This is a genomic window from Algoriphagus marincola DSM 16067, from assembly GCF_000429405.1.
Classification (GTDB): domain Bacteria; phylum Bacteroidota; class Bacteroidia; order Cytophagales; family Cyclobacteriaceae; genus Algoriphagus; species Algoriphagus marincola.
Genome location: NZ_AUBU01000023.1, coordinates 1 through 26,538 on the forward strand (window position 1 = coordinate 1; position 26,538 = coordinate 26,538).

Annotated in this window: 26 protein-coding genes and 1 pseudogene; 6 read left to right on the forward strand and 21 right to left on the reverse strand. The window is 35.4% G+C overall.

Annotated features, from left to right (window positions below; genetic code table 11):
• A pseudogene (locus tag G457_RS23195) lies at positions 1 to 122 on the reverse strand (IS256 family transposase); the annotation flags it as partial.
• Positions 123 to 277: 155 nt separating this feature from the next.
• Between G457_RS23195 and G457_RS22830 the strand changes: the two are divergent.
• Genes G457_RS22830 through G457_RS0114410 form a run of 5 tightly spaced genes read left to right on the forward strand, consistent with a single transcriptional unit; the run spans position 278 to position 2,679 of the window.
• Entirely contained in the window at positions 278 to 469 is a 192-nt protein-coding gene (locus tag G457_RS22830; protein ID WP_155847169.1) for a cyclic nucleotide-binding domain-containing protein, read from the forward strand.
• 43 nt (positions 470 to 512) lie between these two features.
• On the forward strand, positions 513 to 1,232 hold the full coding sequence (locus tag G457_RS21580; RefSeq protein WP_211230232.1) for an FMN-dependent NADH-azoreductase: 720 nt from the start codon (positions 513 to 515) through the stop codon (positions 1,230 to 1,232).
• A 28-nt stretch (positions 1,233 to 1,260) separates the two neighbouring features.
• On the forward strand, positions 1,261 to 1,872 hold the full coding sequence (locus G457_RS0114400; RefSeq protein WP_026947101.1) for an FMN-binding negative transcriptional regulator: 612 nt from the start codon (positions 1,261 to 1,263) through the stop codon (positions 1,870 to 1,872).
• Between the two features lie 8 nt (positions 1,873 to 1,880).
• The gene (locus G457_RS0114405) at positions 1,881 to 2,258 is read left to right on the forward strand and encodes an iron chaperone (protein WP_026947102.1); all 378 of its coding nucleotides are present in this window, start codon (positions 1,881 to 1,883) and stop codon (positions 2,256 to 2,258) included.
• Between the two features lie 10 nt (positions 2,259 to 2,268).
• Positions 2,269 to 2,679 (forward strand): tautomerase family protein, encoded by a 411-nt coding sequence (locus G457_RS0114410; RefSeq protein WP_026947103.1) that lies wholly within the window; start codon positions 2,269 to 2,271, stop codon positions 2,677 to 2,679.
• A 395-nt stretch (positions 2,680 to 3,074) separates the two neighbouring features.
• On the opposite strand, the gene G457_RS0114420 is transcribed toward G457_RS0114410, so the two are convergent.
• From G457_RS0114420 to G457_RS0114500, 17 genes are all read right to left on the reverse strand, one after another.
• Positions 3,075 to 3,806 (reverse strand): class I SAM-dependent methyltransferase, encoded by a 732-nt coding sequence (locus G457_RS0114420; protein WP_026947104.1) that lies wholly within the window; start codon positions 3,804 to 3,806, stop codon positions 3,075 to 3,077.
• Positions 3,807 to 3,898: 92 nt separating this feature from the next.
• The gene (locus G457_RS0114425) at positions 3,899 to 4,504 is read right to left on the reverse strand and encodes a hypothetical protein (protein ID WP_026947105.1); all 606 of its coding nucleotides are present in this window, start codon (positions 4,502 to 4,504) and stop codon (positions 3,899 to 3,901) included.
• Between the two features lie 332 nt (positions 4,505 to 4,836).
• A complete protein-coding gene (locus G457_RS0114430; protein ID WP_026947106.1) occupies positions 4,837 to 5,925 on the reverse strand; it encodes an alpha/beta hydrolase in 1,089 nt (362 codons plus the stop codon).
• The gene (locus tag G457_RS0114435; protein ID WP_026947107.1) at positions 5,922 to 6,605 is read right to left on the reverse strand and encodes a DJ-1/PfpI family protein; all 684 of its coding nucleotides are present in this window, start codon (positions 6,603 to 6,605) and stop codon (positions 5,922 to 5,924) included. The genes G457_RS0114430 and G457_RS0114435 overlap by 4 nt, the downstream gene beginning before the upstream one ends.
• A 188-nt stretch (positions 6,606 to 6,793) precedes the next feature.
• The gene (locus G457_RS0114440; RefSeq protein WP_026947108.1) at positions 6,794 to 10,441 is read right to left on the reverse strand and encodes an ABC transporter permease/M1 family aminopeptidase; all 3,648 of its coding nucleotides are present in this window, start codon (positions 10,439 to 10,441) and stop codon (positions 6,794 to 6,796) included.
• Between the two features lie 8 nt (positions 10,442 to 10,449).
• Positions 10,450 to 11,340, reverse strand: a complete 891-nt coding sequence (locus tag G457_RS0114445; RefSeq protein WP_026947109.1) for an ABC transporter ATP-binding protein — start codon at positions 11,338 to 11,340, stop codon at positions 10,450 to 10,452.
• Positions 11,341 to 11,580: 240 nt separating this feature from the next.
• Entirely contained in the window at positions 11,581 to 13,998 is a 2,418-nt protein-coding gene (locus G457_RS0114450) for an ABC transporter permease (RefSeq protein WP_026947110.1), read from the reverse strand.
• A 159-nt stretch (positions 13,999 to 14,157) separates the two neighbouring features.
• Positions 14,158 to 14,817 carry an FMN-binding negative transcriptional regulator gene (locus G457_RS0114455; protein WP_026947111.1) on the reverse strand — a complete coding sequence of 220 codons (660 nt, stop codon included), beginning with the start codon at positions 14,815 to 14,817 and terminating at the stop codon, positions 14,158 to 14,160.
• Positions 14,818 to 14,944: 127 nt separating this feature from the next.
• Complete coding sequence (locus G457_RS0114460) at positions 14,945 to 15,385, reverse strand: hypothetical protein (protein ID WP_026947112.1); 441 nt, start codon at positions 15,383 to 15,385, stop codon at positions 14,945 to 14,947.
• Entirely contained in the window at positions 15,366 to 16,550 is a 1,185-nt protein-coding gene (locus G457_RS0114465) for a DJ-1/PfpI family protein (protein WP_081701451.1), read from the reverse strand. Before G457_RS0114465 ends, G457_RS0114460 begins: the two co-directional genes overlap by 20 nt.
• Positions 16,551 to 16,674: 124 nt before the next feature.
• The gene (locus G457_RS21585) at positions 16,675 to 17,235 is read right to left on the reverse strand and encodes a Crp/Fnr family transcriptional regulator (RefSeq protein WP_035484041.1); all 561 of its coding nucleotides are present in this window, start codon (positions 17,233 to 17,235) and stop codon (positions 16,675 to 16,677) included.
• A gap of 137 nt (positions 17,236 to 17,372) precedes the next feature.
• Positions 17,373 to 18,647 (reverse strand): glycosyltransferase, encoded by a 1,275-nt coding sequence (locus G457_RS0114475; RefSeq protein WP_051260840.1) that lies wholly within the window; start codon positions 18,645 to 18,647, stop codon positions 17,373 to 17,375.
• Between the two features lie 285 nt (positions 18,648 to 18,932).
• The gene (locus G457_RS0114480) at positions 18,933 to 19,874 is read right to left on the reverse strand and encodes a nucleoside hydrolase (RefSeq protein WP_035484042.1); all 942 of its coding nucleotides are present in this window, start codon (positions 19,872 to 19,874) and stop codon (positions 18,933 to 18,935) included.
• The gene (nudK, locus tag G457_RS0114485) at positions 19,871 to 20,458 is read right to left on the reverse strand and encodes a GDP-mannose pyrophosphatase NudK (RefSeq protein WP_026947116.1); all 588 of its coding nucleotides are present in this window, start codon (positions 20,456 to 20,458) and stop codon (positions 19,871 to 19,873) included. Before nudK ends, G457_RS0114480 begins: the two co-directional genes overlap by 4 nt.
• The gene (locus tag G457_RS0114490) at positions 20,448 to 20,819 is read right to left on the reverse strand and encodes a DUF4406 domain-containing protein (RefSeq protein ID WP_248602864.1); all 372 of its coding nucleotides are present in this window, start codon (positions 20,817 to 20,819) and stop codon (positions 20,448 to 20,450) included. Before G457_RS0114490 ends, nudK begins: the two co-directional genes overlap by 11 nt.
• 57 nt (positions 20,820 to 20,876) lie before the next feature.
• On the reverse strand, positions 20,877 to 21,446 hold the full coding sequence (locus G457_RS0114495; protein WP_026947118.1) for a Crp/Fnr family transcriptional regulator: 570 nt from the start codon (positions 21,444 to 21,446) through the stop codon (positions 20,877 to 20,879).
• A gap of 170 nt (positions 21,447 to 21,616) precedes the next feature.
• Positions 21,617 to 21,889, reverse strand: coding sequence for a hypothetical protein (locus G457_RS0114500; RefSeq protein ID WP_026947119.1), 273 nt, complete (start codon positions 21,887 to 21,889; stop codon positions 21,617 to 21,619).
• A 204-nt stretch (positions 21,890 to 22,093) separates the two neighbouring features.
• Here G457_RS0114500 and G457_RS0114505 point away from each other — a divergent pair, with 204 nt between their 5' ends.
• Positions 22,094 to 22,813, forward strand: a complete 720-nt coding sequence (locus G457_RS0114505; protein WP_026947120.1) for a class I SAM-dependent methyltransferase — start codon at positions 22,094 to 22,096, stop codon at positions 22,811 to 22,813.
• 23 nt (positions 22,814 to 22,836) lie between these two features.
• Here G457_RS0114505 and G457_RS0114510 read toward each other — a convergent pair whose 3' ends face one another.
• From G457_RS0114510 to mobC, 3 genes are all read right to left on the reverse strand, one after another.
• Positions 22,837 to 23,679, reverse strand: coding sequence for a maleylpyruvate isomerase N-terminal domain-containing protein (locus G457_RS0114510; RefSeq protein ID WP_026947121.1), 843 nt, complete (start codon positions 23,677 to 23,679; stop codon positions 22,837 to 22,839).
• A 94-nt stretch (positions 23,680 to 23,773) separates the two neighbouring features.
• Complete coding sequence (locus G457_RS0114520) at positions 23,774 to 24,745, reverse strand: ArdC family protein (protein ID WP_081701452.1); 972 nt, start codon at positions 24,743 to 24,745, stop codon at positions 23,774 to 23,776.
• 247 nt (positions 24,746 to 24,992) lie between these two features.
• A partial coding sequence (mobC, locus tag G457_RS21590; protein ID WP_035484045.1) for a conjugal transfer protein MobC occupies positions 24,993 to 26,538 on the reverse strand: 1,546 nt, incomplete at its 5' end.

Consider the following 26,538-nt stretch of genomic DNA (forward strand, 5'->3'; position numbering starts at 1 on the left):
ATCTCTCCTTCGAGGATGGCTTCTACGCCCCGTTTTTGAAGTTGGCCGAGAAAAGCATAGAGCTCTTCTCCGTTTTTGAACTGCTTGAGGAATTCCTCGCTGAATGCATCTTCTTTTTTCATAGCTTTAAGTGTGTGAAGGTACCCCGAAAAAGTTATTTCCGTAATTTTTCCTGGCCTTTCAAAGGGCCCAAAAATTCCAGAATAACTTTTCCTACCATTTACACACTTATCGGGACACTACCGAAATCCCACAAATAGAAAGATACTTCCGCTTGATGACTGAAAAGCACCTGATCTCATGGATGAAACGGGTTTACATGCTGAATACACTATCTGCCCAAGAACGGCTGGCTTATTTTATAAGCAGCTATCCTTCACTTTATGAAGCATTTCCAAGATACCTAATAGCTTCCTATTTGGGTATGTCAGCCGAAATGCTCAGCAAATTAAGGTCACGAAAGCGATGATTTCATTTCTTGAACCAGTTCAATTTTATTCAAAATGGAGCTAATGAACTTTGCCAATCATCAAAAAACAAGAACAATGGCAATTAAAATTTTAAACATTCAATCAAGTGCCAGTATGGACTGGTCACTAACAAGAAAACTTTCCAATGCTTTCTTGGAAAACATCAGCAAACAACATAAAGAAGTGGAAATTGAGACGTTGGATCTGGTAAAAACACCGCCTCCATACGTATCTCCTGAGTGGATTTCTGGTGCTTTTAGCAAAACTCAATTAACCCAATTAGAGGTCTCTGCGCTTAGTAATTCAGATGAATATATTGCCCAAGTTGAAAAAGCAAGTATCATTCTCATCGGTGCTCCTATGTACAATTATGGAATGCCTGCCAGTTTGAAGGCATGGTTTGATCAAATTGCCCGTATCAACAAAACCTTTTCCTTCGATCTAAGTCGAGGTGATTTCCCAATCGAGCCTATTTTGAGAGACAAAGTCTTAGTGCTTATGACATCTTCAGGTGAATTTGGATTTGAGAAAGGGGGCATTCGGGAAGACTCAGGTCATTTAGTTCCACATGTACAAGCTTGTGCACATTATTTAGGTGTTAATGCTAAAACAGATTTTTACCATGTTGGAATCGAATACCAAGAATTTAAAGACCAGCGACATGAAGCATCTAAACAACAAGCATTTGAATCTATTCCTGCGCTGGTAGAAACAATCCTAAATAAATACTTTCCTGTTTCTTTGAACCAAGAAAGTAATTGAGTCTAATAAAAACTTAAAAAGTTGAGGTATGCACGTCTCTAAAATTAACGAAATGCCTGATAAAAAGGAAGTACTTTCCTTTATCAAGCGGTTTAGCTTTGGTACAATCATTTCTTCTACAGCCGACAAACCCATTGCCACACATTTACCTTTTTCCATAATTGAAGAGAATGAAAAGTGGATTTTGTCTTCTCACTTCAACAAAGTGAATAGCCATTGGAGATCAATAGAGACGTGCATGAATTTGATTATTTTTTCTGAACCACACGCTTACATATCTCCTTCCAATTATGTAAACCATCCGAGTGTGCCCACTTGGAACTACATATCTGTTCATACCTATGGTAAAGGCCGAATATTAACCGCAAAAACCGAAATTCAGTCCTCTATTCAAAGGTTAATTAATACATATGAAACACCTTATTTAGCACAATGGAACAGCTTTTCAGATTCCTTTCGTGATAAAATGATGAATGGAGTAGTCGCCTTTGAGATTGAAGTAACCGAGATTGTCGCTAGCAAGAAACTAAGTCAAAACAAAAGCACTGAGGAGCAAAAGAATATCATCACATCTCTTAGTCAAACTCAAAGTAATTCGGCCAACCTAATTGCAGAGTATATGTTGAACAATCTAAAATAAACACTCTTATGCAGTTTAATGCAAACACACCTGATCAATACCTATCGGAATTGGAAGCCGATTGGCGTAAAGAAACCTTAGCAAAAGTGCGTGAAATGATTCAAACCCACGGCCCAGCTCTTTCCGAAGGCATTGAGTACAAAATGCTCGCTTATCAGCTCAATGGAAAAACCGTTTTTCATTTAAATGCTCAGCAAAAATATGTTAGCCTCTATGTAGGAAATACGCAGAAGGTAGAAAATAGTGATACCATGCTCAAAGGCTTAGACCTTGGTAAAGGTTGCATCAGAATTAAAAAGTCAATCAACCTTAACGAAACAGGCATCGAGGAATTTATCAAAGCAACCATAGATATTCACATGGCAGGTCAAAATACAGATTGCTAACTTAAAAAATATGCCAATACTCAATTTGAAAATAAGCAAAGAGCTTGATAATCAAGAGAAAGGCTCAATTATCAGTTCATTAACAGAATTGACCCATACATACCTAAAAAAGAAAAAAGAGCTAATGGCAATTACCCTTACGCACATTGCTCAAAACAATTGGTTCGTTAATTCTGAATCGCTTGAAACACTAAAACAGCATAGTTTCTATTTAGATATAAAGGTAACAGACGGCACAAACTCCAAAGACGAAAAAGAAGCTTACATAAAGGCAGTGTTTGATTTGTTTGAATCTATTTTAGATAATATTCACACGGAAAGCTACGTCTACATCGAGGAAGTAAAGGCAGATGCCTATGGTTATTCTGGGAAAACACAAGAGTACCGATTTATCCATTCAAGACTACCAAGGACTAATTAGAATTGATAAACCATTGCTATGAATGACTCAAACCCAGAAATATACATTTGCATTGAAGAGCACGAATCTGAATATCCAATACCGATTATCCTATCTAAAGGTGAAATCCTATTTTAAGACTTTTTAAATGGAATCAATCTGGGATCTGTAAGTTGCAAATGATCTAATAAATATCCTTGTTCTCGAATTATACTTCCTATTTCAATTTCATCAAGGATTTTCATTGCATTAGGTTGTAGCCAAATTCAAGAACCTACCTCTCGAAGCTGTGGATCTCTTTCATATATTTAACTAGAAAACCCCGACTTTTTTATATTAAAAGCAGTGGTTAGACATGAAATTCCTCCTCCAATTATCCCAATTTTCATTTCACTAGCGATCTCCATAAATAGCCTTTAATTTGAAAGAATATAAAAACCCAAGTCCAATTTCTTCATATTCCTCAAATGCCCGAACATCCGATCCCAGGTTCCATCAGCAATTTCTTTACTCAGGAGATCAATACCTTGCTTCAATTTCTTCTTGGAAATCTTATTAAAAGAAGACATCACGAGTCGTACATCCTCCGACAAATATGCCTCGGGCCTTGCCCAATAAGCACTACCAAAACCATCTGAACAATCACTTGGAATAGGAACACTCACCCTCTCCATAGGTCCTAAAGCTTCCTCTATTTCATGAAAACCAGGAAATATCCGGCTATCAATCTGTTTGATTTCAGGGAAATATCGCTGATTCATCCAAAATCCCGGAAATTCTGGATCTAAGGTAAAAATCAATTGCCTATTAGAGACTCTCTTCATTTCCGATAAACCTAGTTTCAAATCTCTCCAATGATGGACAGTCAACAAAGCCAAAGAAATATCAAATTGTAAATCGTTAAAGGGAAGTTTCTCCGCAGAAGCTTTAATGACAGGAGCAGCTTCAGAAGAACGTTGATTGATCATAATTTCTGAGGGCTCCACTGCGATTAAATCCAAAAATTTTGGTTCATACAATCCTGTTCCAGCTCCGATGTTAACCGCTGAAATTGAATTACCTATTTCCTTTTCAATCATTTCCGCAATCCGCTTATCTGGCTTACGATAATCCGAATAATTTATTCCTATCCTGTTATAATCTGACATTGGTTTGAAAGCTATTGATCAAAAATCAAATCATATCAGTGTTGTAGAGAGCATAATTTGATTATCAAAATTTAAATATTGTTACAGTTATCTTATTGTTTCCATTTTCCCCCTCCAACAAAATACCCAAATGTAAAACCGAGATATTTATTTGAAGTAGTGCCTATCCAATCACCTTCTACGCTTTGCAAATCACTATCGGGTACAAAATTGTACTCTGCTCCTATTCTAAATTTACCTAATTCGATACCAGCTCTTAACATCGGGGCCCATCCAAAGCTTCCTCTTCTGACCTCAATCCTATCATTATCAAAATTATGATCTTCCAATCGAACATTACTCAAAGCAAAATATCCGAAACCTACCCCGACAAAAGGAATAATCTCCTTATTTCTTGGAATGAAATAATAATTTATCGTACCTAATACAGAGGAATTAAATGATAGAATCCCATCAAAATTTTCAGAGACCTCATAATAAGTAATCTCCTTACCAAAGCCTGTCGAACCTAATCTCATTCCAAAGGCTAAATTATCCATTAGTAAAAGCTGCGGTTCAAAATTTATTAAGGCTCCAATCCCACCATCCTGTGGAACCACTGCTCCAAGATCCATCTGAAACCTGAATTTTCCAGCTTCTTGACAAAAGGCGTTGTAATAAGATAAGGTAAGAACGATAAGTGTAATAATTCTTTTCATTTTAAAATCGTTTATTGATAAGTTGTTTATTGTTTAAATCTTATTCCAGGTATTTAAACTACCCAAATCAGGTTCTTTTTTATTGTTTTGATAGCATGTTAAGGTTTTAGCGCACCTCCTTATAAAAACAGATTTACAAGTCATTTATTTACGTAAAAATAGTCACAAGGAAATAAATGACTTTTTACATTTATCAAAATAAAACCTAGTAGACTACTATTAACCTATTTAAAAGCCGAAAACAAAAAATCAACTTTTAAATATTCTTTTTTATTTTAGATAAAATCTTCAAGATCCATTCAGAAATAATTTTCTCAATACAAAAACATTAACTACAATCTCTCTTCCAACCATTTGAATGCATCCAGAAGAACAGTATTTAAATTAGAATTGACTATTGGTTTTTTTTCTGCCGTGAATTGGATATGATTAAACATATGATCATGATCAGGATATACCTTGTAGGTTAAATTTTGCTTTCCAAATTTCAAAAACTGAAATTTTATATAATCAGCACTTAAAATAGGATTAATATCCCTGGATCCAACTGCAAAATAAATGGGTATTTCAAGATTTAAAAGAGCGTCTAAAGGTGGGAATTTGGAAAATGAATACCAGCGCTGATAAGTATGTCCATACCAGGATTTCTCAGTTTCTTTTGGAGCTGTCCAAATCTCATTAAAAACATGATATAATGAATCAATCATATCTTGAGCAGTTTGATGAGAAATCTGTCCCCTTTCTGCCTGGATTCGCTGGTTTATAACCTCACTAAAAAGTTGATCAATACCATTTCCACTGAAAAGCATCAAATGAGTAACGTTCTTATTCTTGGCTGCTAAATTAGCAGCTACTTGGGCACCTTCTGAAAAGCCCATTAACACTACAGGTGATTTTAGACTACTTGATTCAAGTATCCTATTTAGAACTAAATCTGCTGAATTTATTCTCCAATCGGCTGAAAGCATTTTATTATAATCTGAAGGGGAGTCATAAAAAGGCGTTCCATTAGAATTATATTGAACTGAGTCTATAAAAGGTATATTTGGTTTACTAATCAATACAATTCGATAATTTTCTTTTAATCTTTGCCAATCAATGACTACCGTAGACCCAATCCCCTTGGGTACATACTGAAACAATGGGAAGGATCCTGACCCGTCTAGATAAAGTAAAGTTGGGTTTTCTTTATTTCCAATGGAATAATATTTTATCTTACCTAAGGAATCATCCATAATTGAGTCAACCTCAAATCCTAAAGATTCAGCTGTAAAGGTTTGACCTATCGCTCCTGGTATTACCGAAATAAAAAAGATTAAGCCTAAAACCATCATTTTCTTTCTACAGTAATTATAGCTAGAAGCGTTAAATAGAGTAGATGATTTTTTTTGAATCAAAATCACAAATGAAACACTTTTCATATTCTATTACTTAGTTTAATTTGCTCAAATAGTTCAGGCTCTTTTTTAGCTTCATTTATCAATAGTACTTCAGCGTTTTCTATAACTTCTTTTTCAGCCGTAGAAAAGTTTCCAGATTTGAAAATAGGCGCTGGGTCGTATTCAATAAAGAGCTGAATAGCTTTGGTTTTAGTTTCACCAACTAGCTTATTACATAAGTATAAAGCCATATCAATTCCAGCAGAAACTCCCGCTGCAGTAATGTATTTATCTTGTTCAACATACCTAGCCACCTTAGGAATAGCACCAAAGTTCTTAAGCAGATTTATGGGTTTCCAATGTGAAGTTGCTTCTAGCCCTTCCAATACACCTGTTGCAGCAAGAATGATGGATCCTGAGCAGACAGAGGTTGTCCAGGTGGTCGTTTGGTTAATTTTTTTGATCCAATCCATCACTTTTGGGTTATTGATTTCCTTCAAGAAAGTGATGGCTGAACCTGGAATTACTAAAATATCAGCTTGTGTAACTTCGTCAATTCCATATTCTGCAAAAAGATGAACAAATTTTGAATCGGCGGTAATTTTTCCTTTTTTTTCAGCAACAAAAATAACCTCTGCCAAATCAATGTTTCTCAAAACCTCATACGGTCCTATGGCATCAAGCATCGTTAAGCCATCATAGATATAAATTACTATTTTCATCTGTTTATAATTTGATTTTTAATGGTCAGATGGAATGCCCATGATAATCATCCCCTTGTGTGAGAAGCATTTTCTAATGGGCATTTCATATGTTTATAATTGATTTTCTTAATGTTATAAATTCAAAGGTTTTTTCGGGATAGAAACTTTTATCATTTGCCTAAGGGTCTATTTCTTATCTTGGCTTTTTAATTATTCACTTCAATTTCAATCACATTATCATCGGGTATTCTATCAATTAATTTGTTGAATGGATCAATACCTCCTGATTTAGGAACCCCCTTTACCTTCATGGTAAAAGAGTTTATACCTGGTTTAATTTTGTGTTTTTCTAAGTAAAGTGGGCTCGTATTTTTAAGCCCCTTTTCATGAGTGCTTGCCGAAGCAAAAATCCCAATATCAATGTAGTCCCCATCGTATTCAGCGGGGATTTCCTTTCCGTTTTCATCAGCGTATAACTTTTGAGAATTGAGTAATAGCGTAACTTCAAATAAATTTTCACTCAGTTTTTTAACCTCCACACTCTCTGCACGATTATCATACAGCGTGATTTTCTTCCAGGTATCTTGCAAGTAATAGTGCAAACTATCAGGGGTGACTGATTCTAAATAACGATACAAGTCAGAACTTCCCGGAAATGGGGGACTTTTCCTCAAGCCAAAATCCCGATTAAATGCATAAAGAGCAGAATCCATCGCCTTATCCCCTATCAAATCCCGAAGACCATAAAGAATTATGCTACCCTTAAAATACCATTGATAGGGTCTATTGCTTTCTATAAAAGTATTTTCTGCAATACTCTCATTTGCTCTGCCCACAAGATATTTATCCAATTGTTCCATTAAGAAACGCTTCATATTATTCTTTCCATACCGTCTTTCTGACAAGATTAAGGCAGAATACTCAGCTAAGGATTCAGCTAGTAAATTTGAGCTCGGATTGCTATTAGGTGTGATTTGATGTCCCCACCATTGGTGGGCAAGCTCATGAGCTGTAGTATAATAGACATAATCGAAGTCATCAGGATCAGAAAAATCAGCCACCCAACCAAAATCTTCGGAGAAAGGTACTGTATTTGGAAAAGACTGTGCAAAATCTGCATATCTGGGAAATTCAAGTAGTCGCATTTGATCAAATTGGAAATCCCCATATGTTTCCGAAAAATAACTTAATCCATCCTGATATGCCTGAAGAAACCTATCCAAATTATACGGATGTTGGCGGTCATAATATATCTCAATAGCTACTTCCTTACCACTTGGGAGAGATGTTTTGGACTTTAAAACTTCATAATCAGCGGATATGAAAGTAAAAAAGTTCTGAATTGGTGTATCCTGGACATAATGAAAATAGCGCCTTTCATTTTCAATCCATTCTTTTTGAAGATAGCCAGGAGCAATAGCAATTTGAGAGGGAATGGTTGAAACAATTGCCTCAAAATAAATCAAATCAGCTTCATCACCTACTAATAAATTTTTTGAGCCCAAGGAATCAATTTTTAGAGCAGAGCTTTCTTTATTTATTGGCAAATGATATTTCCTACGTTTTTCTTCTGATTTTATTTCAAGGTCAGAATCATACCCTATATCAGGAACTCCATCTGAAATAAATGAACCATTATAGACTAATTCTCTTCCATAACCTGAATTTGGAAAAGCAGTATTTTTGACCTCACTAACGATAGTGAGCTTAATGGTATCCCCAGGAAGTAAAGGCGTTGGCAATGCGGTAATCTTATACCACTCTCTCTCAGGTTTTTTTCTAAATATTTGAAAACTAGGCTTATCATATTTCAAAGGAAAGCGGTATTTTAAAGTATCTTCTCCCTTTAAAATCTTAAAATCACTCAATGAGGTAGAATTGAAATGAACAGAATCTATAGGAGCCTTTCCTTTATTTACCAATTGAACCTCTGCAATAAAACTAGCATCACGTTCTCGAGGAAATAGATCAGCTTTAATATCAATTGACACATACTTTGGCTGAGGAATTCCTTGATATTTCTTTAATTTGATTTCATATGCTAGTTGCCTGAGTTCTCTGTCCACCTTTGTCAGGTAGTTATTCTCATATACGACAGACTTATAAATAAAAGCACCTGAAAAAAGAGCCAAAAAAAGGAAAATAAAAGAAGGTTTGAAAGAACGACTAAATAATACACTTTTAGCTTTAATTAAACGATTGTAAAATGAACTTTCAGTTCCACGAGTATAAAATGTTCCAGATAAAAGTAATATAAAAATGCCCCAAGAAGACCAATAAAGATTGAACCAAAAAAGTGAATCAGCAAAATGACCCAATCCATTCATATCACTCCAGATATAACTAGGCTTATAACTATAAAGGAATAAATTAAAATCGAAACCCAGATACCTTCTCAGAAGGATTAAAGAAAGCCAAATACTAATTGCAACACCATGTCCAGCAAACTTATTATTCACTATTAGGTGAACAGCAAATACTAACATAGCCATTTGCAAAAATTCAGGAAATCCTATCAAAAATGAATCTATGAGGTAGACTTTAAAATTGTATTCAAAAAATCCTTTTAGAGTCTGAATAATTAGACCAACAAGTATCGGAAGGCTAGTGAGGAAAAAACAAAGCAAGCCTATAGCTAAGAATTTTGAGGCGATCATCAAACTATCTTTCACAGGGAAAGAGTCATTAATTTTTGAAAATCCTGTGCTTTTATCTCTATGTAAGGATTCTCCTATAAAAAAAACAATGATTATGAATACAAAAACTTTGTATTCAGTTGTCTTAAACTCCATTAAAAATGAGGTAGAAGGGATATTTGGTACACCAAAGTTTGTATCTCCTACCCAGAAATCAAGAACCAAAAAAACCAATGTTACTAACAAAATAGCTTTAAAGTAATTATCATTAATAATGTTTTTTACCTCGAGTTGAATTAAGGTTCTAAAACTTTTTACATGGTACGAAAAAGAAAAATCCGGAATAATTTCTAGGGATTTTCTTGACCAGAAAACAGGCTCTATTTTTCCTTTTTTATGATTTGAATAAACTAATTGAATAAAATCACTAAAGGAAAATTTCAAATAAGAAAGTATAAAGAAAACAAAAGCTATACATATCCATATAACTCTATTAATTAACAAACCATCATCAAAAGCCAATAAAAAGGTATTTTGCTCATAGGGTGTTAGGTAACGAGCTTCTTGGACAAGTGAATTTAAACCTATTGGATCAATCAATTTCACCAAGTCTTTATTTTCGATATTCTGTGATAATAAATTAGCAACAAGGTAAAATATAAATAAAACAATTCCTCCAGTATAAATCGATCTAACGTTTTTTGTAAGTATAATTAAACTAAAAAATATCGAACTACCCAACCAAAGATTTGGGAGAATAAGTATTAACCATGGTTGCAGGTAGTATATAATTTCATTTGGACCATATCTCAGAGGATCTATCCCAAAAGTTGGACCAACAATACTGCCGAGAAAAATACCTAAGATAGGACCCAAGCTTATAAACAGGAGTACTACAAATGAACCCCAAAATCTTCCCATAAAATAAGCTGCCCTACTAATTGGATATGTATAAAGGAAATTTGCTGTTTTATGTTCTAAATCTCTATACAATGGAACACTCATGATAGCTGAAGCAATCAAAATTCCAAAAAAAGATACCAGGGTTAAAAAATTTGCAATATTAATTGGGGAATTGTGATAAACTTTCTCGGATGCAGGAGTATTGCCAAAACCAAATAGTAAAAATGGAACGATAAATAAAATAAAAAAATATACCCAAGTACCAGGTCGACTGAACCGATATTTTATTTCGAAAACAAAGACGTGTTTAAACATATGATCAATTATAAAAAAGAATCTGGATCTATCTTTTGAGATATATAATCAAAATAAACATCCTCTAAGTCTGCAGGTCTCTTTACAAACCCATTCCCAGGAACCGTATAACTTTTAATGCTTAAATTCAGCTTGCCTCCTATTAGTTTGGTTGAAATCACTTGATAATCACCCCTATATTGCTCTAGGTCTGATTTATTAATTAATTTATGATAGACTTTACCTTCAAGTTTTCCAAGTCCATCATTGGGCTTACCTTGCATCAATACCTCTCCTCTGCATATAATGGCCATATTTGAACAGAGAGTCCTTACATCTTCAACAATGTGAGTTGAGAGAATAACTATTATATTTTCCCCTAGCTCAGAAAGCAAATTGTAAAACCGGTTTCGCTCAGAAGGATCCAAACCAGCCGTAGGTTCATCTACGATAAGCAAGGAAGGTTGACCTGCTAAAGCCTGTGCTATTCCAAACCTTTGCCTCATACCTCCTGAAAAAGTGCCTAAAGCCTTTTTCCGGTCTTGATACAAATTAACTTGGTTTAAAAGCTGTTCAACAAGCTGCCTGCGTTGATTTTTATCTGTAATTCCTTTCATCTGAGCAATGTGATTCAACATAACCTCAGCATTTACTTTTGGATAAAGACCAAAGTCTTGGGGAAGATAGCCCAACTTCTTCCTGACGGATTGTTTATCTTTTAAAACATCTATATCCCCTAGTTTCACTATTCCTGCATCAGGATCTTGAAGAGTCGCTAAAGTTCGCATCAGCGTTGATTTCCCCGCTCCATTTGGACCCAATAATCCATACATTCCTTTAGAAATACTTAAGGACACATTACACAGTGCTTGAACCCCGTTAGGATAAGTTTTAGATAGATTCTTAATAATTAACTCCATACTAAATTATACTTGAAAATGGATTAATTTTATTTAATTATTAAAACCAAATAAGAATATATTTAACTTTATTAAATACATTTATTTAAGTTGTATAAATTTAATAAATACAACCTAAATAAGAATAATTTAAGCCTTCTCATGTAATAATATAATTAAACTTAAAATGATATTTTTTTTACTTTTACAAGTACTAAAACACAATGATATACGTGCCAGAATTTTATATTGAAATTTAATTTATTCAGATTGAATGCTTTTTACAGGATTAGCTAAAGCAGCCTTAAAGGCTTTGAATCCCACCGTCAAACTGGTTAGGAATAAAGAAACTAAAAAAACACCGATAAATATACCAATTGATAAATCTATTCTTGAAGCAAAATCATCCAACCAATCACTCATTCGAGAGTACGCAATTGGAGCTGCAACAAAAAATGAAAGTACTACTATTAATAAAAACTCTTTGGAAATCATCATTACAATTTCATTAGTACTTGCTCCTAAAGTTTTGCGAATCCCAATTTCCTTCACCCGCTGTTTAGATATAAAAGAAATTAAACCGTATAGACCAAGAGCGGACAATAAAACTGAAATTCCAGTAAATATCTTGTAAATCAGCGCCAATTTTTCTTCACTTTCATAAAATCTATCAATCGTCTCATCATAATATTCAGCATTGAAAATACTTGAATCAAAAAATAACTTAAATACAGACTCAATTTGATCAATAGTTTCTTTACCGGCAGTATTTTCAAGTCTTATTGATGCACGGGAATATCTAGATGAATTCGAAGTGATCAAAAGGGGCTTCATAGGATCTTTTAAAGAATTAGGAGTGAAGTCTTTAACAACACCAGCAATATCTAACCAATTCCCTCCTCCAAGTTTTATAGTTTTTCCTATAATCTCTTCTGGTTTCCCACCTGATAATTGAAGAGCCAATGTTTCATTTAAGATCGCCTTTTGAGAAGTGTCACCTGGTATATAACCTGAACCATATAGAAAGTCAATCTCGTAGCTTTCAAAAAAGTCATGGTCTCCATATTTGACAAAAACCGGATAAGGCAAGTATTCAGTACTAAAATCAAAAGCAAAATTGATAGAGGAATTACTCATTGATGCAGGAGTATCAGAGGAAAAACTAACGCTTCGAACTCCAGGAATTCTCATCAGTTCTTGTTTGAAGGTAGGTAAAGTCTGATCTCTATTTTCACTATTTCCTAATCCAAATACTAAAACTTGCTCCTCATTAAATCCTAAATCAGCGTTATTAATATGATCCATTTGCAAAATGGTAATAAGTGCTGCTATCATGAGAAATTGAGTTATCACAAATTGAACAGAAATCAAGACCTTCCTAAATGACAAGTACCCAAGTTGACTGGTATTTAGGTTTGACTTAAGAGTCTTTATAGGATTAAATTTGCTCAAAACCAAAGCAGGATAAAATCCTGATAGGACACCAATAAGTATCAGAACAAAGAGAATGTACAGATAAAATGAAGGTGGAAACTCTTTATATTCTTGCGGAATATTAGAAAACTGATGAAGATAGGGTTTAACTAAATAAACAAATAGTGTGGCAAGAAGCCCTGCAGGTATTAAAAGAGTTAGTGTTTCAAAAAATGATAATTTGGAAATTTGGAATTGGGATCCTCCAAGAATTCGATGAACTCCAATTTCCTTACCTCGGCTCAAGACTTGGGAGATAGATAAGTTCACATAGTTGATAGATACAACAAGTATTATCAGAAAAGTAATAATAATTAATGTACTTATTTCTGACTTTTGAACTACTGTTCCAGTAAACGATTGTTTTTCGATATCATAATGGATCTCACTAAAGTTTTGTAAATGGTGACTTTTTATAGAATTACCACGATTTTCAAAATGCTTAATCGACAGCTGTGATAGTCTATCCTCCAGATAACTTAATTCAATATCTTTTTTAGGAGAAACAAACAACTGAAAATTACTTCCAGTAGAACCCCATTCTTCAAAATCAATTTGAAATTCTGAAGGGTTGGCTCGGATGGTTTCAAATGAGATATAGATTTCAGGCCTAAAATTGGAATTAATGGGAGAGTTTTCAACTACACCAGCAATAGTTAACATTAACTGTTCATTGACTTTCAATTGTTGGTTTATCGCATCTCCTACAGAGCCAAAAAGTTGAACAGCAATATCTCGGGTCAAGAAAACCTGATTAGGGCTTTTCAAACTATTCGGATTACCACTAATTAAATCAAAATAGAAAAGATTTGGATAATCATCATTAATTACAAACCCTCGATCCACTTCATAATAGTTTTCTTCGCTGGAGCTTTCCGAATTATCTACAGTAAGACGTGGACCATAAATACTTAAAATAGGTACAATATGCTCAAAGAGTTCATCTTCTGCCATCAACTGATTAGCAAAAGCTGGATTTATTCCAGGATTATTTTCTTCACCATCAGAATAGGTGTCTTTAGTCCATACTCTAAACATTTTTTCAAACCCGGGATGAAATTTATCATGAGAAATTTCATAGTGAATTACTAACCCGAGAATGACAGTTGAAAAAATACCAAGACTAAGCCCAAACAAATGAATTAAACTATTCAATTTTCGATTTAAAATATTTCTAATAGCAATTTTTAAGTAATTTCTAGACATAAATAACAACTTTTAAATATTTATTAATATTGATTTATGATACCTAATTCATGCCAAAAAAAAAAACACTCTAAAAAAGGAAATAAAGGCTTATAAAAATAAATTATAGATACAAATCGAGCAATAACGATCGTCAACGAACAATTCACTTTATTGTATTTAATTGAAAGGCTTATCCTCATTACAAGAAAGAAAAACACTATCCTTTCTTTTTTTCATTTCAGAAGCAATTATAGAATTTTCACCACCAAGAGATTCAAGTTTAGAAATTACATTTAAATAACTTGTTTCATCTTTATCCTGACTAAGCTTAAATATGCTCGATATATGGTTTACTTTAATTTCAATCCCTACAATGGCAGGAATCATTCTATTTAGATAGGAATTGGGAAGATTATCGAAAATAGTAGATGATTCGAAATTTTCTGACTCAAACTTTAAAGTCAATTTCTTCATTAAAGAAATCAAATCATCTTCTGACATAAAACTTAAAGTACCAGAAACCTGAACAGTCATGTAATTCCAGGTAGAACCTATATTTGGATTATTATACCATGTTGCACTCACATAACAAGTCGGACCGGTAAACATTACTAAAGCCTTTTTATTTTCAAGAAATGCTTTGTAATGGTCAGTATTCCGCATAATATGACCTTGCAAGAAAATATCACCATCTCTCTCCACTAATAAAAGAGGGATTTGAGTAGCAGTTTGAAAACCTGAATCAAAGCTACCTATAAGCACCGCAAAAGGATATTTTTCAATAAATTCAAGGATAATTTGATTATCATTTTCCTTAAATTGAGATAAGTTATACATCGTTATTAATTAATGACTTAATAGAAAATTAAAGATTTGATGATTTTATCTTGCAGTTAAAAAAACTGGAAGATAAATTGAGGGTATTTTTTAGAGGCAAAATAATTAATTTTCAATTTGATCACTTCTAGTTAATAATTTCTCTTGATGAAAAATACTCTGAATACCTCCACTCTACTACAGCTATACCCATAATTAATAAGGACTCAACGATAAAATAAATCACAGCCAACATTGTCAAATCCTCAAAATGCTGATAAACCAACTTTAAAGTAATTACACAGTATGAGAAATTGGCCAGTGCAATTATTTTTAATAAAATCACCCATTTAGTTGGCTTAATTAAAAAGACCGAAAATGAATATGCGAACAACACTAGTACATATATTGCCAAAAAATGTAAGTGCCCTATTTCTACTCCTAGATAATCATTAAAATATGGTAGTACAATTCCGATTGTCGTTGCAGTTAATATAGCTCCCATACTATCCACAAAAAACATAGTCCTAGGAGACCACTTTGATACTAGAGAAACAGGGAAAGGGATTTCACTTCGATTGATATTCATAATCCAGTAGTTTAATTACAGCGTTTTTAAAGTTTGAACCAAATTCATTTTCTATCAGCGAGAGGGAATAATCAAATACGTACTCTTTTACATCGGAATGATCCTTCACATTTTCCTTACCTGAAAGAGCTGACTTTTCAAAAACATGAATCTCATCAAAATCCATAGCTGTTTCTGTAGGGATCAGAACTAAACCATTTTCTGAGTTCACAGGTCTACCGTCCAGAGAAAAAGTGCCAATATTCTCTGGAAATGTCCTCGAATAGGTGTCTAGCATACCAGCCAAACTTAACTCTGAGATCCCTTCTGTCAGCATGAAACCGACTTTCTTATTGTCTTTAAAAAGCACCTTCTTGAGTATTTGATATTTATCAGACCAACCTATAGGTTGATGAGTCTTATCAAGTTCTTGGGAATCAAATGAAAAATAAATTTTTTCAGCCACCCTATTAGCAACCTCATGACCGAACAAGGATTTCATGACTACAAGTGATCCTTCGGTGGCATTGGAAACACCAGCAGTACTGTAAAAACCATTTGATTCAATAACCTTCAGTCCCTTTTCCCACTCAAGTTGAGGCCATTGTTTTGCCAGGTAATCCAGATCTGAGGAATGGGTAGTGATTTTGAAACCATCAAATAAGCCTGTTTGAGAAGCCACTGCCGCTCCGTCGCAAACCGACAGGACGGAGGTCTTACCATCTACAAATTGCGACCGAATGAAATCGGTGATATCCGGGTCAATCTTTTCTTTTTCTACGCTTGATAAATTCGGAATAACAATCAGATCTGGACTGATCCCAAGAGATCGAAATGTTTCAAAGCTATAATGGGGCATGACCATCAATCCTCTGAATAAATTAATTGGTTGCTCTTCTTTTGAGACTATGTAGACATTTGCCTCTCCGGAACTAGAAAAAAGGTAATAGGGTGATAGAAGATCAAAAATCTCTGTAGAACGGTGATCAGCTATCAAAATCACAGTCTTTAGCGTATCATTGTAATCTCCTTCAGAATTTTCTGGTATTTCTGTTACAGAATAATCTAGCTCTTTATGAAAATCACTTATTGGCTTACAGGAAAGCAAACCCATGAGTAAAAAAGAAATAAGAAAATAGGTGAAAGGTTTGTAATTACCCGAATCCCTCTTGCTTTGGCTCATCATTTAATTTTATTTGATTTACCAAAGGTATGCCTCTGTTTAGCCCTTATACTTGATAAATTTCTAAAAAGTATTTAGTTGTTACTTCAAAGCCTTTGAATGATCTAAGAGAAATCCCAATATTGGTTCAACTCTCTTTTTTTGCCCTTATCCGACTCAAGGTTTCCTGTGTAACTCCCAGATAAGATGCTATATAGCCTAAGTTCACTCGAAGAGGCAGTTCAGGATTCCTATCCAATAAGGTTAAATATCTCTCCTGAGCTGTAAGAAAATTAATCCCCTCAATTCTCTCCAGCAATTCCAAATATTGTAATTGAGTAAATTTGCGTACCAAGGATTCTAAAGAAGGGTGTTTATCAAGAAAAGACTCCAAGTCAGTATTTTTGACTACATAGACCAATCCATCCTCAAGTGCCTGAATAAAATATTTACTCTTGATGCCGAGGATAAAACTTTGTGGGGCAGTTATGGATTCATAAGAAAAAGCAAAATGGGCTGTGATGTCTTTGTGGCCTTGATAGTAAAAGGCTCGTAGAATCCCTTGTTTTACTAAAAACAAATTGGGGCATCTTTTACCGGATTCCTGAAGAATTTCACCTTTTAAAACCTCTCGTTTGTAAAGAATTGGAGCAAAACTGTCTAAGACTTCTTCAAAGAGTTCCTGATGGGTCATGTTAAAACTTTTCATGCAGCATGTACTCATTGGAAATTCAGGTGATTCTAAAACTATCAGGACATCTGATCTTTATGACCATGCAGTATCATGCTGATTACTAAAACTACTAAAAAAAATTAGAATCAACATTAAAACACCCCATAGACCTACTAGGATCTCAAAAAACTTAAAAAATTAGACTTAAAGTCCTCTAGCTTCATATCCAAACTATAACTCACTGCGTTCTCCTTAAACTCTTCATTTTTATATAAATCCACAATCTTGTCTTTCAAATTCTTAGAGGGTAAGTCATTTACACTGATCCCTTTCGGACCAAGTTTCTTTTCAAAAATCAAATCATTCCAAATATATTGGTCTATAATATGAGGGATAATCATTGTTGGGCAGGCATACTGTAATCCAAAATGCGTTGTCCCCGATCCTCCATGATGGATGATGCAGTAAATGCGCTCTAATATCCATGAATAAGGAATTGAATCCACAAAAATGAAATTTTCATTTTTCTGATATTCTTCGATGGGTATTAACCCCCCGGAAGCTTGATTGACAATTGTTGGGATTTTTAATTCATCCAATATTTTATAAAAGAATTTAGAGATCTCTTCCGGAAATTGATTTACCATGCTTCCAAAGGTTAAAAAGAGAATTTTCTCATGATTCTCAATAAAATCGATTAAATCCTCACTTGGCAACCAACCTGAAAGAGAGTTATGATGTCCTGAAAACCCCAATACCTGAGCACCATCAAGCCATGAGGTGGGTCGGGTTATTAATGCTGAAGAAAATGAATACCCTATCTTATTTGATATGATTGCCTCTTTTATTTCTTGTAAAGAAAAATTGAAATCCTGAGGTAAATGTTTTTGGGCATCAAATACAGTTTTTGCCAATCCATAGTTTGCCAGTTTGTACGTTAATCCATTCAAAAAATCACCCATATTAATTTTAAACCCAAGATGTGAGGAACCCTTTACCTCGTGAATAAAATAAGGAACTGGACTGATAATCAGAGATTCATTCTTGTTCTTAAGGTGCCACAGAATTGGAAAACTGCATTTCCCATGATGAACAACCAAGTCTGGATCCTCTAATTTAAAAACATCTAACTGACTTAAAACCAATTCTTTGTTCACTTTTTTCCCTTCTCTATACAGGTAAATCAAAGCCTTTATTTTTTGAAAAATATTTGCCTTACCCATGACAATCTTCCCCTCTTTCCCTTCAATTAAATCAATTACTCTGGATGAAAGTGGATAAAATGGGGCATCTGAAGGAACCAATTTTGAAAATTGGATAGGAAAGCTATATATAACTTCAAAACCAGAAAAGTCCAAAATCTCCCCTATTGCAAGAAATGGTTCAATATCTCCTCTTGTTCCAATTGCAAGTAATAAAGCCTTTTTCCTTTTAATTTTTAAACTCATAGATGGATCTGGAAATATTATTTCAGATGTATTCGTCGAAAATCAACACTAGGACAAGTATTAAATAGGAATTCGGGCAACACAATTTATTCCCAGCATTTAATATGTTTTCTTCGGTATGCTCTGGTAAAGGTAAAAAAGCTCTTCATTTCACACCTTGATGAAAATCAAAAGAAATATTCGTTTCTAAATTTTGATTAATAGCTATAAATCGTATTCTGAAACCAAAGGTAAATAGTAGTTTTTCTTTACCCGTTAACTCTTATTAATTGAGGACCATCAGTCCTAAAAACTACTGAACTGATAGAAAAGATATCGGTAAAAAGCTTCCTTATCTACCTGAGCTGCAATTTTCAGGTTAAACCCATCTGAACTCAAGATAGTCTGTCCCTCATTGGGTGGCCGATCAGAAACTATTGCTTTAACTTCTTCCAACACGAAAATTTCATCTAAAGCCAAAAATGATGTTGCCAAAACATCCCACATAAAATAAGTATAGTGATAACTTGGAATGGTATCAACGGTCATGGCCCAGAATTGACCAGCAAGATCAGCTAATTTTCTATTGGAATATTTAGCTAACTCTGACAAAAAGCCCCGATCTACGGGTACTTGATTGGTCAGGTCAAGCGGAATACATACCAAAGGAAGCTCCATTTCAAACAATTCTTTTGAACTTATGGGATCCCAAAACACATTCCATTCTGCCGACGCATCATGTTGATAGGTTTGGACATTTCCTGAAGTACGGAAAGCTCCTCCCATCCAAACCACACCTGAAATTTTTTTTCGTATTTGCGGTTCCCTTTTCAAAGCCTCGACTAAATTAGAACAAGGCCCAGTCATCAAAATTGTTACCGGCTCTTGACAATTATTCAAAGTTGAAGCAATTAAATCAACCGCATCGGGTAAACCGTAGGGATCTAAACTATACTGAATGTTTATCAAAGATGGTAAAGCATTAACCACTTCTGGCCTGGCTCTCCATTCACCCGGAAATGCATTGACCCCATTTATTCGACTTCTTCCTACGGGGATTTGCTCTTTGCCGAATAATTTAAGTATCTTCCAGGTACTTTCTATCGCAGGTTCAATGTAGCAATCGGCAGGGGTCACATTGACTCCAATTAGTTCCACTTCCTTCATAGTAAGCAATAGCATCAGAGAAAGTAAATCATCAATGGCACCATCATGCTCAAAGAAGACCAGTTTTTTACTTGAATTCATAATAAATTAAAAGTTTTTGATTTTAATAGTTGTAGAAGAATCAAGGTCTTTGCATCTCGTATTTCACCTCTTTCAATCATGTCGAAAGCCTGGTCAAAAGACATTTCCACTACTTCAATATGCTCTTGCTCCTTTTGGAGTCCTCCGCCCTCAGAAACCCGCATTTCATCTGAATAAGTTGCCATATAAAAATGAATAATCTCGGTTACCGATCCGGGAGACATGAAAAGCTCAAAGACTTTCTCTACCTGTTCTAGCCGATAACCAGTTTCTTCTTCAGCTTCCTTTCGTATGGCTTCCTCAGGATTTCGTTCATCCAATAATCCTGCACATACCTCCAAAAGATATCCGTCATCATTCCCGTTGAGATAAGTTGGCAACCGAAATTGTCGGATTAAAACGACTGATCTTTTTTCCAAATTGTATAACAAGACAGCCGCTCCGTTACCCCTATCATAAGCTTCCCGGGATTGACTTTCCCAAGAACCATCCTTCAACTGTATCTCGTAGCTTACTTTTTCTAATTTGTACCAATTATCCGAAAGCAATTCCCGGCTTAGATTTCGAATTTTATCACTTGACATGAGGAATATCGTTGAGGTCAATATAAACCGGAATCCCTTTGGATTGAGCTATGGCCACATCTTGATCAGCTCCCTTAGATTCTCCAGGGATTCTAAATACAGCATCGCACTTTTCGATTAATCGGTGTGCAACAGGATATTGAATCCGCTCCCAATGGGCATCTCCTATTTTCTCAGAACCCGCAAGCCGTAATAAAGGAAGCGCTACCCATTCCCCAATCATGGGAATATGTCCCTTTTCAAAAATGGGAAGAGCCACCGCTTCCAAATTATCCATATTTTTCTGAATCAGTTCCGGATCATCATTGGTTCCACTCCGGTAAGGACCTGCTATTAAAATCAACATATTCTTTTTCCTCAAAGAAAGAGGATTGAGCAAGGAGGAAAAATAAACTAGTTTAAGAAAATGAAGATTTAGCTACTTTCTATTACTTCTCAGCATGCTCAAAAATTCTGGAGTAATCCCTAAATAGGAAGCAATCTGCTTTAAACTCACCTTCGATGCGACATCAGGATATTTTCTGAGGAAATTTTCATACCGCTCGGATGCAGGCAAAGATAAGTTCTCAATCATTCGAAGTTGCTCTCGACAGTAGGCATTTTCCATCAGTTTTCTGAAAAAAATATTAAAAGAAGGAACAGAATCAAATATTCTCTCCAAATCATTCTTATTCAAGGTCAAAACAGAACTATTTTCTATCGCCTGAATGGATATCATGGCAGGTCTTCTATTCAAAAAACAAGGCATATCTGTTATCCACCAATCTTTAGCTGCAAACATAACTGTACACTCCTTGCCCGACTCATTCAAAAAGAAAGATCGAAGAATGCCCTCTCTGACAAAGAATAAATCCGTGCATTGCTGATCTTTTTGAAGAAGAAACTCCTTTTTCTGAAAAGTAGCCTCTGAAAAAAAATCTAGAAGTAAATCAGCTTCTTCGATACTTAAATGTACTCTCTTACTGATGTGTTTTATTAAATCTTCCAAAACCAAATGACAATTTGAATAAAAATAAATTCTAAAGTAGTTAACCAAAGAATCTAGATAAAAGAACAACCAAGTTATAGGATGCTGTAAAATTTCTGCTAATTGAATGACCTTATAACTGTAACAATACAAGTGCTCTACAAATAATAGGCATAAAAAAGTTCACTCGTTCACTTTTTGATTTCAGACAAGCGGTCAAACTCCTCAATTAATGCTATCAGCTTGATCCGAACCGTTTTATCTCCTATATCCATACCTAAAGCATTAAATTGATTTTGAATGAATTTAAGGGCATTATAAGGCACAACACTTATTTTGTTAAATGCTGCTTCCTCAGGGGAAATAATATTATTGTACATATCCAGCATTACATAGCCCTTATCTGACATCCTCAAAACTTCCAATGATTTATCAATCGCTTTATCCCAATTTGTTCCTTCCATTTTTTGAATTTCTAAAGGGTGAATTATTCACAATATTAAAAAAAATAAAACGCTTGAAAATCCGTCTAAATAATTCCGTACTTTAATTTTTTAAGATTTATCCTTTAACCTTGCATTCATTTGCCTTAAAGACTTCAAGGAAAGATTCTAAGGCAAGTAAAGGTATAACTGGTTTCCAGTCATCAGTAATTAAAATTCCTACCCATGAACTTATCCCAAAAAATCCAACAATCCTGGGAAGAAAATGCCGAAACCTGGATAGATGCCATTCAAAAGGAAAGGATTATTTCACGGAAAATAACCAATCAAGCTATTGTTAATGCAGTTTTAAATCATGTCCATGGTTCTTTGCTGGACATGGGATGTGGAGAAGGATGGCTTTGTAGAGAGCTAAGACAAAATGGTTTGGAAACTTTTGGTATAGACGGGAACGAAACTCTCATAAAAAAGGCAAAAACTTTATCTAAAAGTGATGAATTTGAACGAATAAGCTATCAGGAGTTAATCGCTGCTTTTAAGGGTTCTGGTAGGTCAACCACGGAAGGGAAATTCGGCAATAAAAAATTTTTCGGAGCAGTATTCAACTTCTCCATTTATGAAAAAGAAGGAATTGATCTTCTATTTCAAACAGTTCAGAAAATCCTTATCCCATCCGGGAAGATCATTATACAAACCATCCATCCCTTTCACTTGATTAAAAATGGATTGGCTTATAGAAGTCAGTGGATCAAGAATTCTTGGGAAGGGCTGGACGATGGTTTTAAAAATGGACACCCCTGGTATCTTCGGACCTTTGGTGAATGGTCAGACCTTTTTTACCAGTGTCCTTACCGACTGTTAAAAATTTATGAACCGACGAACCCTGATACACAAGAACCTCTAAGCGTGATATTTATTTTAGAATCAATTCAACAGGTTAAATAAATCCATTAATGGCCAATTACATTCTAAGCCATGACAGTTAGCATCGTCAAAAGATGATGGCCTAATTCCTGATCTCCTGTTACATCTACTGCTTTCTTTGCCGTTTCACTTCTCAGTCCTTTGGTAAATATCCTCCAGGCAATATGATCAGGAATAGCTATTTCAGAAGATGGCTTGACCTTTGAAAAGGGTAATAGCTGCCAGCCCGAGATTGTTTTCTTTAGCCACCAATCGAAAGAAAACTCACCGGTAATAGAAAATTTAATCAAGGTGCCAGTTGGACTTTTTACGCTTCGGTAATGATAAGGAAGAGCACGAAAGGCAGTATCCAAGAAGGGCAAATACAAGCGCTTACTGAAAAGACTTTTGTCATTTGGATTCAGAGCCAAAAAGATTTGCTGTGTATGATGCCACTTTTCAGTGTACTCCCTGGCTATATGAAACCAATTCAATGACTCTTCCTCGCCAGCCCAGGCTACACTGAACAAAGCTTTTTCAAAAGGCTTCAATGACCTCAACAGGGCTCTATACTCTCTCCCTGAAGATTCCAATAAGGAAATCAATACCTTTGGACTGAGGCGTTGAGTTGCCTTCACCCAGTCAGCATTCAAGCGATTCAGGAAACTCACCAAATCCTCATAAGAATTTACATCTCCTGGGTTTTCACCGAAATAGCCATCCCTAAGCATGGACAAAGCTCGAAGATTCCCATCCAATAGATGACTCACTACCTGCTTGACAGTCCAAGAGCCAGCCAGAGTAGAAGCTCCCCAATCCTCAGAACTTAAATCACGCAATTTGTCCAATAGGAGGAAATCCAACTCTTCAAATAAGTGGATCGTTCGGATAGGAATAGATTGTCTCACAAAAGTCTTGTTAGTCTTCCAAAAATCAACTTCGCGAAACTTAAATCAAAATCGATTTTAAAAAATCGACCAAAAAAGGGGTTTCCCCCTCTTTTCAAAAAGGACATTCCATCAAAATGTAATCCACCGCCTTTTGAGCTTTGGAAGCTGCCTCTATCAGAATATTTTTATCCTCTTGAAGGATGCTGATCCAATTCTGGATATATGCTGCATGGTTAGAAATCAAATCCTCATCCAAAATCCCTGTCATACCTCCCAAGTACCCGGCACCCATTTCAGCAATCAGTTCCTCCTTGCTGTATTCTTCTGTTCCAAACCGGGTTGGTTCAATGATTCCACTTCTTCCGAGCCTTCTTTCACTTCCCGTTGAATGAACCAATTCATGAAATAACACACTGTAGTAACTTTCTGCCCGTTCAAACCTCCCAATGTCTGGAAGCGTAATGCAATCTTCTTTGACATGATAAAAAGCTTCATTTCCTTCAATCCGAATCTTCGGCGGATAAAGCATTTCTTCAAAAATAGCTTCACACTGTTCAATCGCAGGAATTCCATTATTCCCCGAGTCTATTCCCTCCCACTCTATACCTTCAATATCTGAGATACAAAAAACCTTGTATTCTTTCAGATATGAGGATTTGGTCACAAGATCTTTCGGATAATATTGCAAGAGATCCTGAGGAATCTTTTCCCCTGTTTCCTTATGCCGATAAACAAAATTCCAATAACAGATCGGAATACTTTTACTTCCTTTCTTCACTTTTCCACCCAGCTCCTGAGTTTGCTTGAATGTCAGGTAAAAGGGTACACTGTGTTCTTGTGCCAAAAGAATCCAGAGGTTGATTCCCCGGTAGGGTTTCTTGGTCAAGTAATTACTGGGTAAACCCAAATCTCCCCAAGGTTTCTTCCAGGGAATTATCCCACTTTCCAACTTCTCCAAAATCAAATCTGTCACCACTTGATATAGGTCTCTTGGGGAATTATTGGAAATTTTTCCCCTTGATTTTCTTTTCGAATTAACCCCTATTGAGTTGATCCCTTTTCTGTTTTTTGCTGTAGTCTTCATTTTTCTTTACGTTTTAGGTTAGACATGAACTGATACAGCGAATCCCAGCGGAAAGGAGGCACTAAGTGCAAGAGGAAACGGAATAAACCAGCAGAGGCAATGAGCGCTGGCTTTATGCCGTAGTCTCTTGCCTCGTGTGCATCCTCCCCGCTATTTTAGTTGGAGCAGGGAGTAGAAAAAATTAATGGTTTGGGATATCCGGATTAAATAGGAAGAAGAGAAGTTTAAAAAAAGTTTAAGTAAAATTCTACTTGATCATCAAGCTCGCCAAAGCCGGTGTATCCAACATCCGTTCAAGTTCCTCCTCAATCAGTTGATTCACTTCTGATTTGATCCTTCGATAGTTTTCCAAAACCTCTTCTCCGTGTAATTTCCTTACAGCAGGAATCGACTGATAGCTTTTTTCTTCCCTTGCCAACTTCTCATGGTCATTTTGAATCTCACAGTGAAAAGCTTTTAACTCTATCTTTTGAGATGGATCATCTGCCACAATCCCTACAAACTGACCAGAAGAAAGCTGAGAAATTGACGAAGGGGGAACAGCCAGTTCCAATTGAGTCGAATGGCTAATTGAAGTATCACCTGAGTTGATCGAAAGACTTCTTCTGGATTGATTGATTTTTCCGATACGATCCGAAATCTGCTTGGCCGTATCTCCCAATACCTGCCCCGAAATGATATTCCCTACTGTATTCATAATCACCTCAGCTTGCTCCCTTCCATAATCCTTTTTCAACTGACTGTAATCCTGCACACCCAAAGTCGTGGCCACCTTATTGGATCTGGCAGTAGCAATCAACGAATCAATCCCATTAAAGTAAATGGTCGGAAACTCGTCAAAAATCAAACTGGACTTCAAACAATTTTTTCGGTTCACCAATTTGGTGATTCGGGAAATATACAATGATAGTACAGCCCCGTAAACCTGTTGCTTTTGGGGGTTATTACCCATACAAATAATCTTTGGTTCTGCTGGATTATTGAGATCCAAGGTAAATTCACTCTGGCTTAGTACATAGTAAAGTTGAGGAGATGCCAATCGGGCCATGGTTATCTTGGCACTGGCGATTTGTCCCTCCAACTGTTCAGCCGCCCCATGCAGGAAGGCCGAAACAAAAGGATTGATCAAAACCTCAATTTCAGGTTCGGTCCGTAACACTGAAAATAATTTTGGATACTCTACCTGCATTAATTCAATCACATGAGGAAGTGTACAAAATTTTCCTCCCCGATACTTTTTCAAAAACCAAATAACAGCCGTCACGAAATTGATGGGAGATTCCACAAAGAAATCTCCCTGCTTTTTGATCCACTCTCGGTTTAAACCCAGCATAATGGTTCTGGAAGATTCTGAAGCATCCGTAATATCAGTCATCGTACTTGGCTCCAAAGGATTACATCGATGGCTGGTTTGAAGATCATCAAAATTGATGGTATAAAACTTGGGTTCTATCGGATATGCCTTCCTGAATTTCAATAGATTATTGTAGGCAATCCTCGAAAGGTCATCATATTTAAAATCATAAATAAACATGGAAAACCCTTTACTCAAATGTTGGGTGATGATATGACGTATTACAAAATACGATTTACCGGCACCTGGTGTACCAACCACGAGGGTGGCACGAAAGGGATTTATGATATTCAGCCAACCGGAGTATGCCTGTTTCTTTAACTTAAACCGGGTAGGTAAATTAACTGAATATTCATTTTCCAATAGTCTTTCTTCCTGAGGGAAGGTCTCCTCTAGATGATTGAATATCGCAGGTGAAAACCCATCTCTAATAACCCTT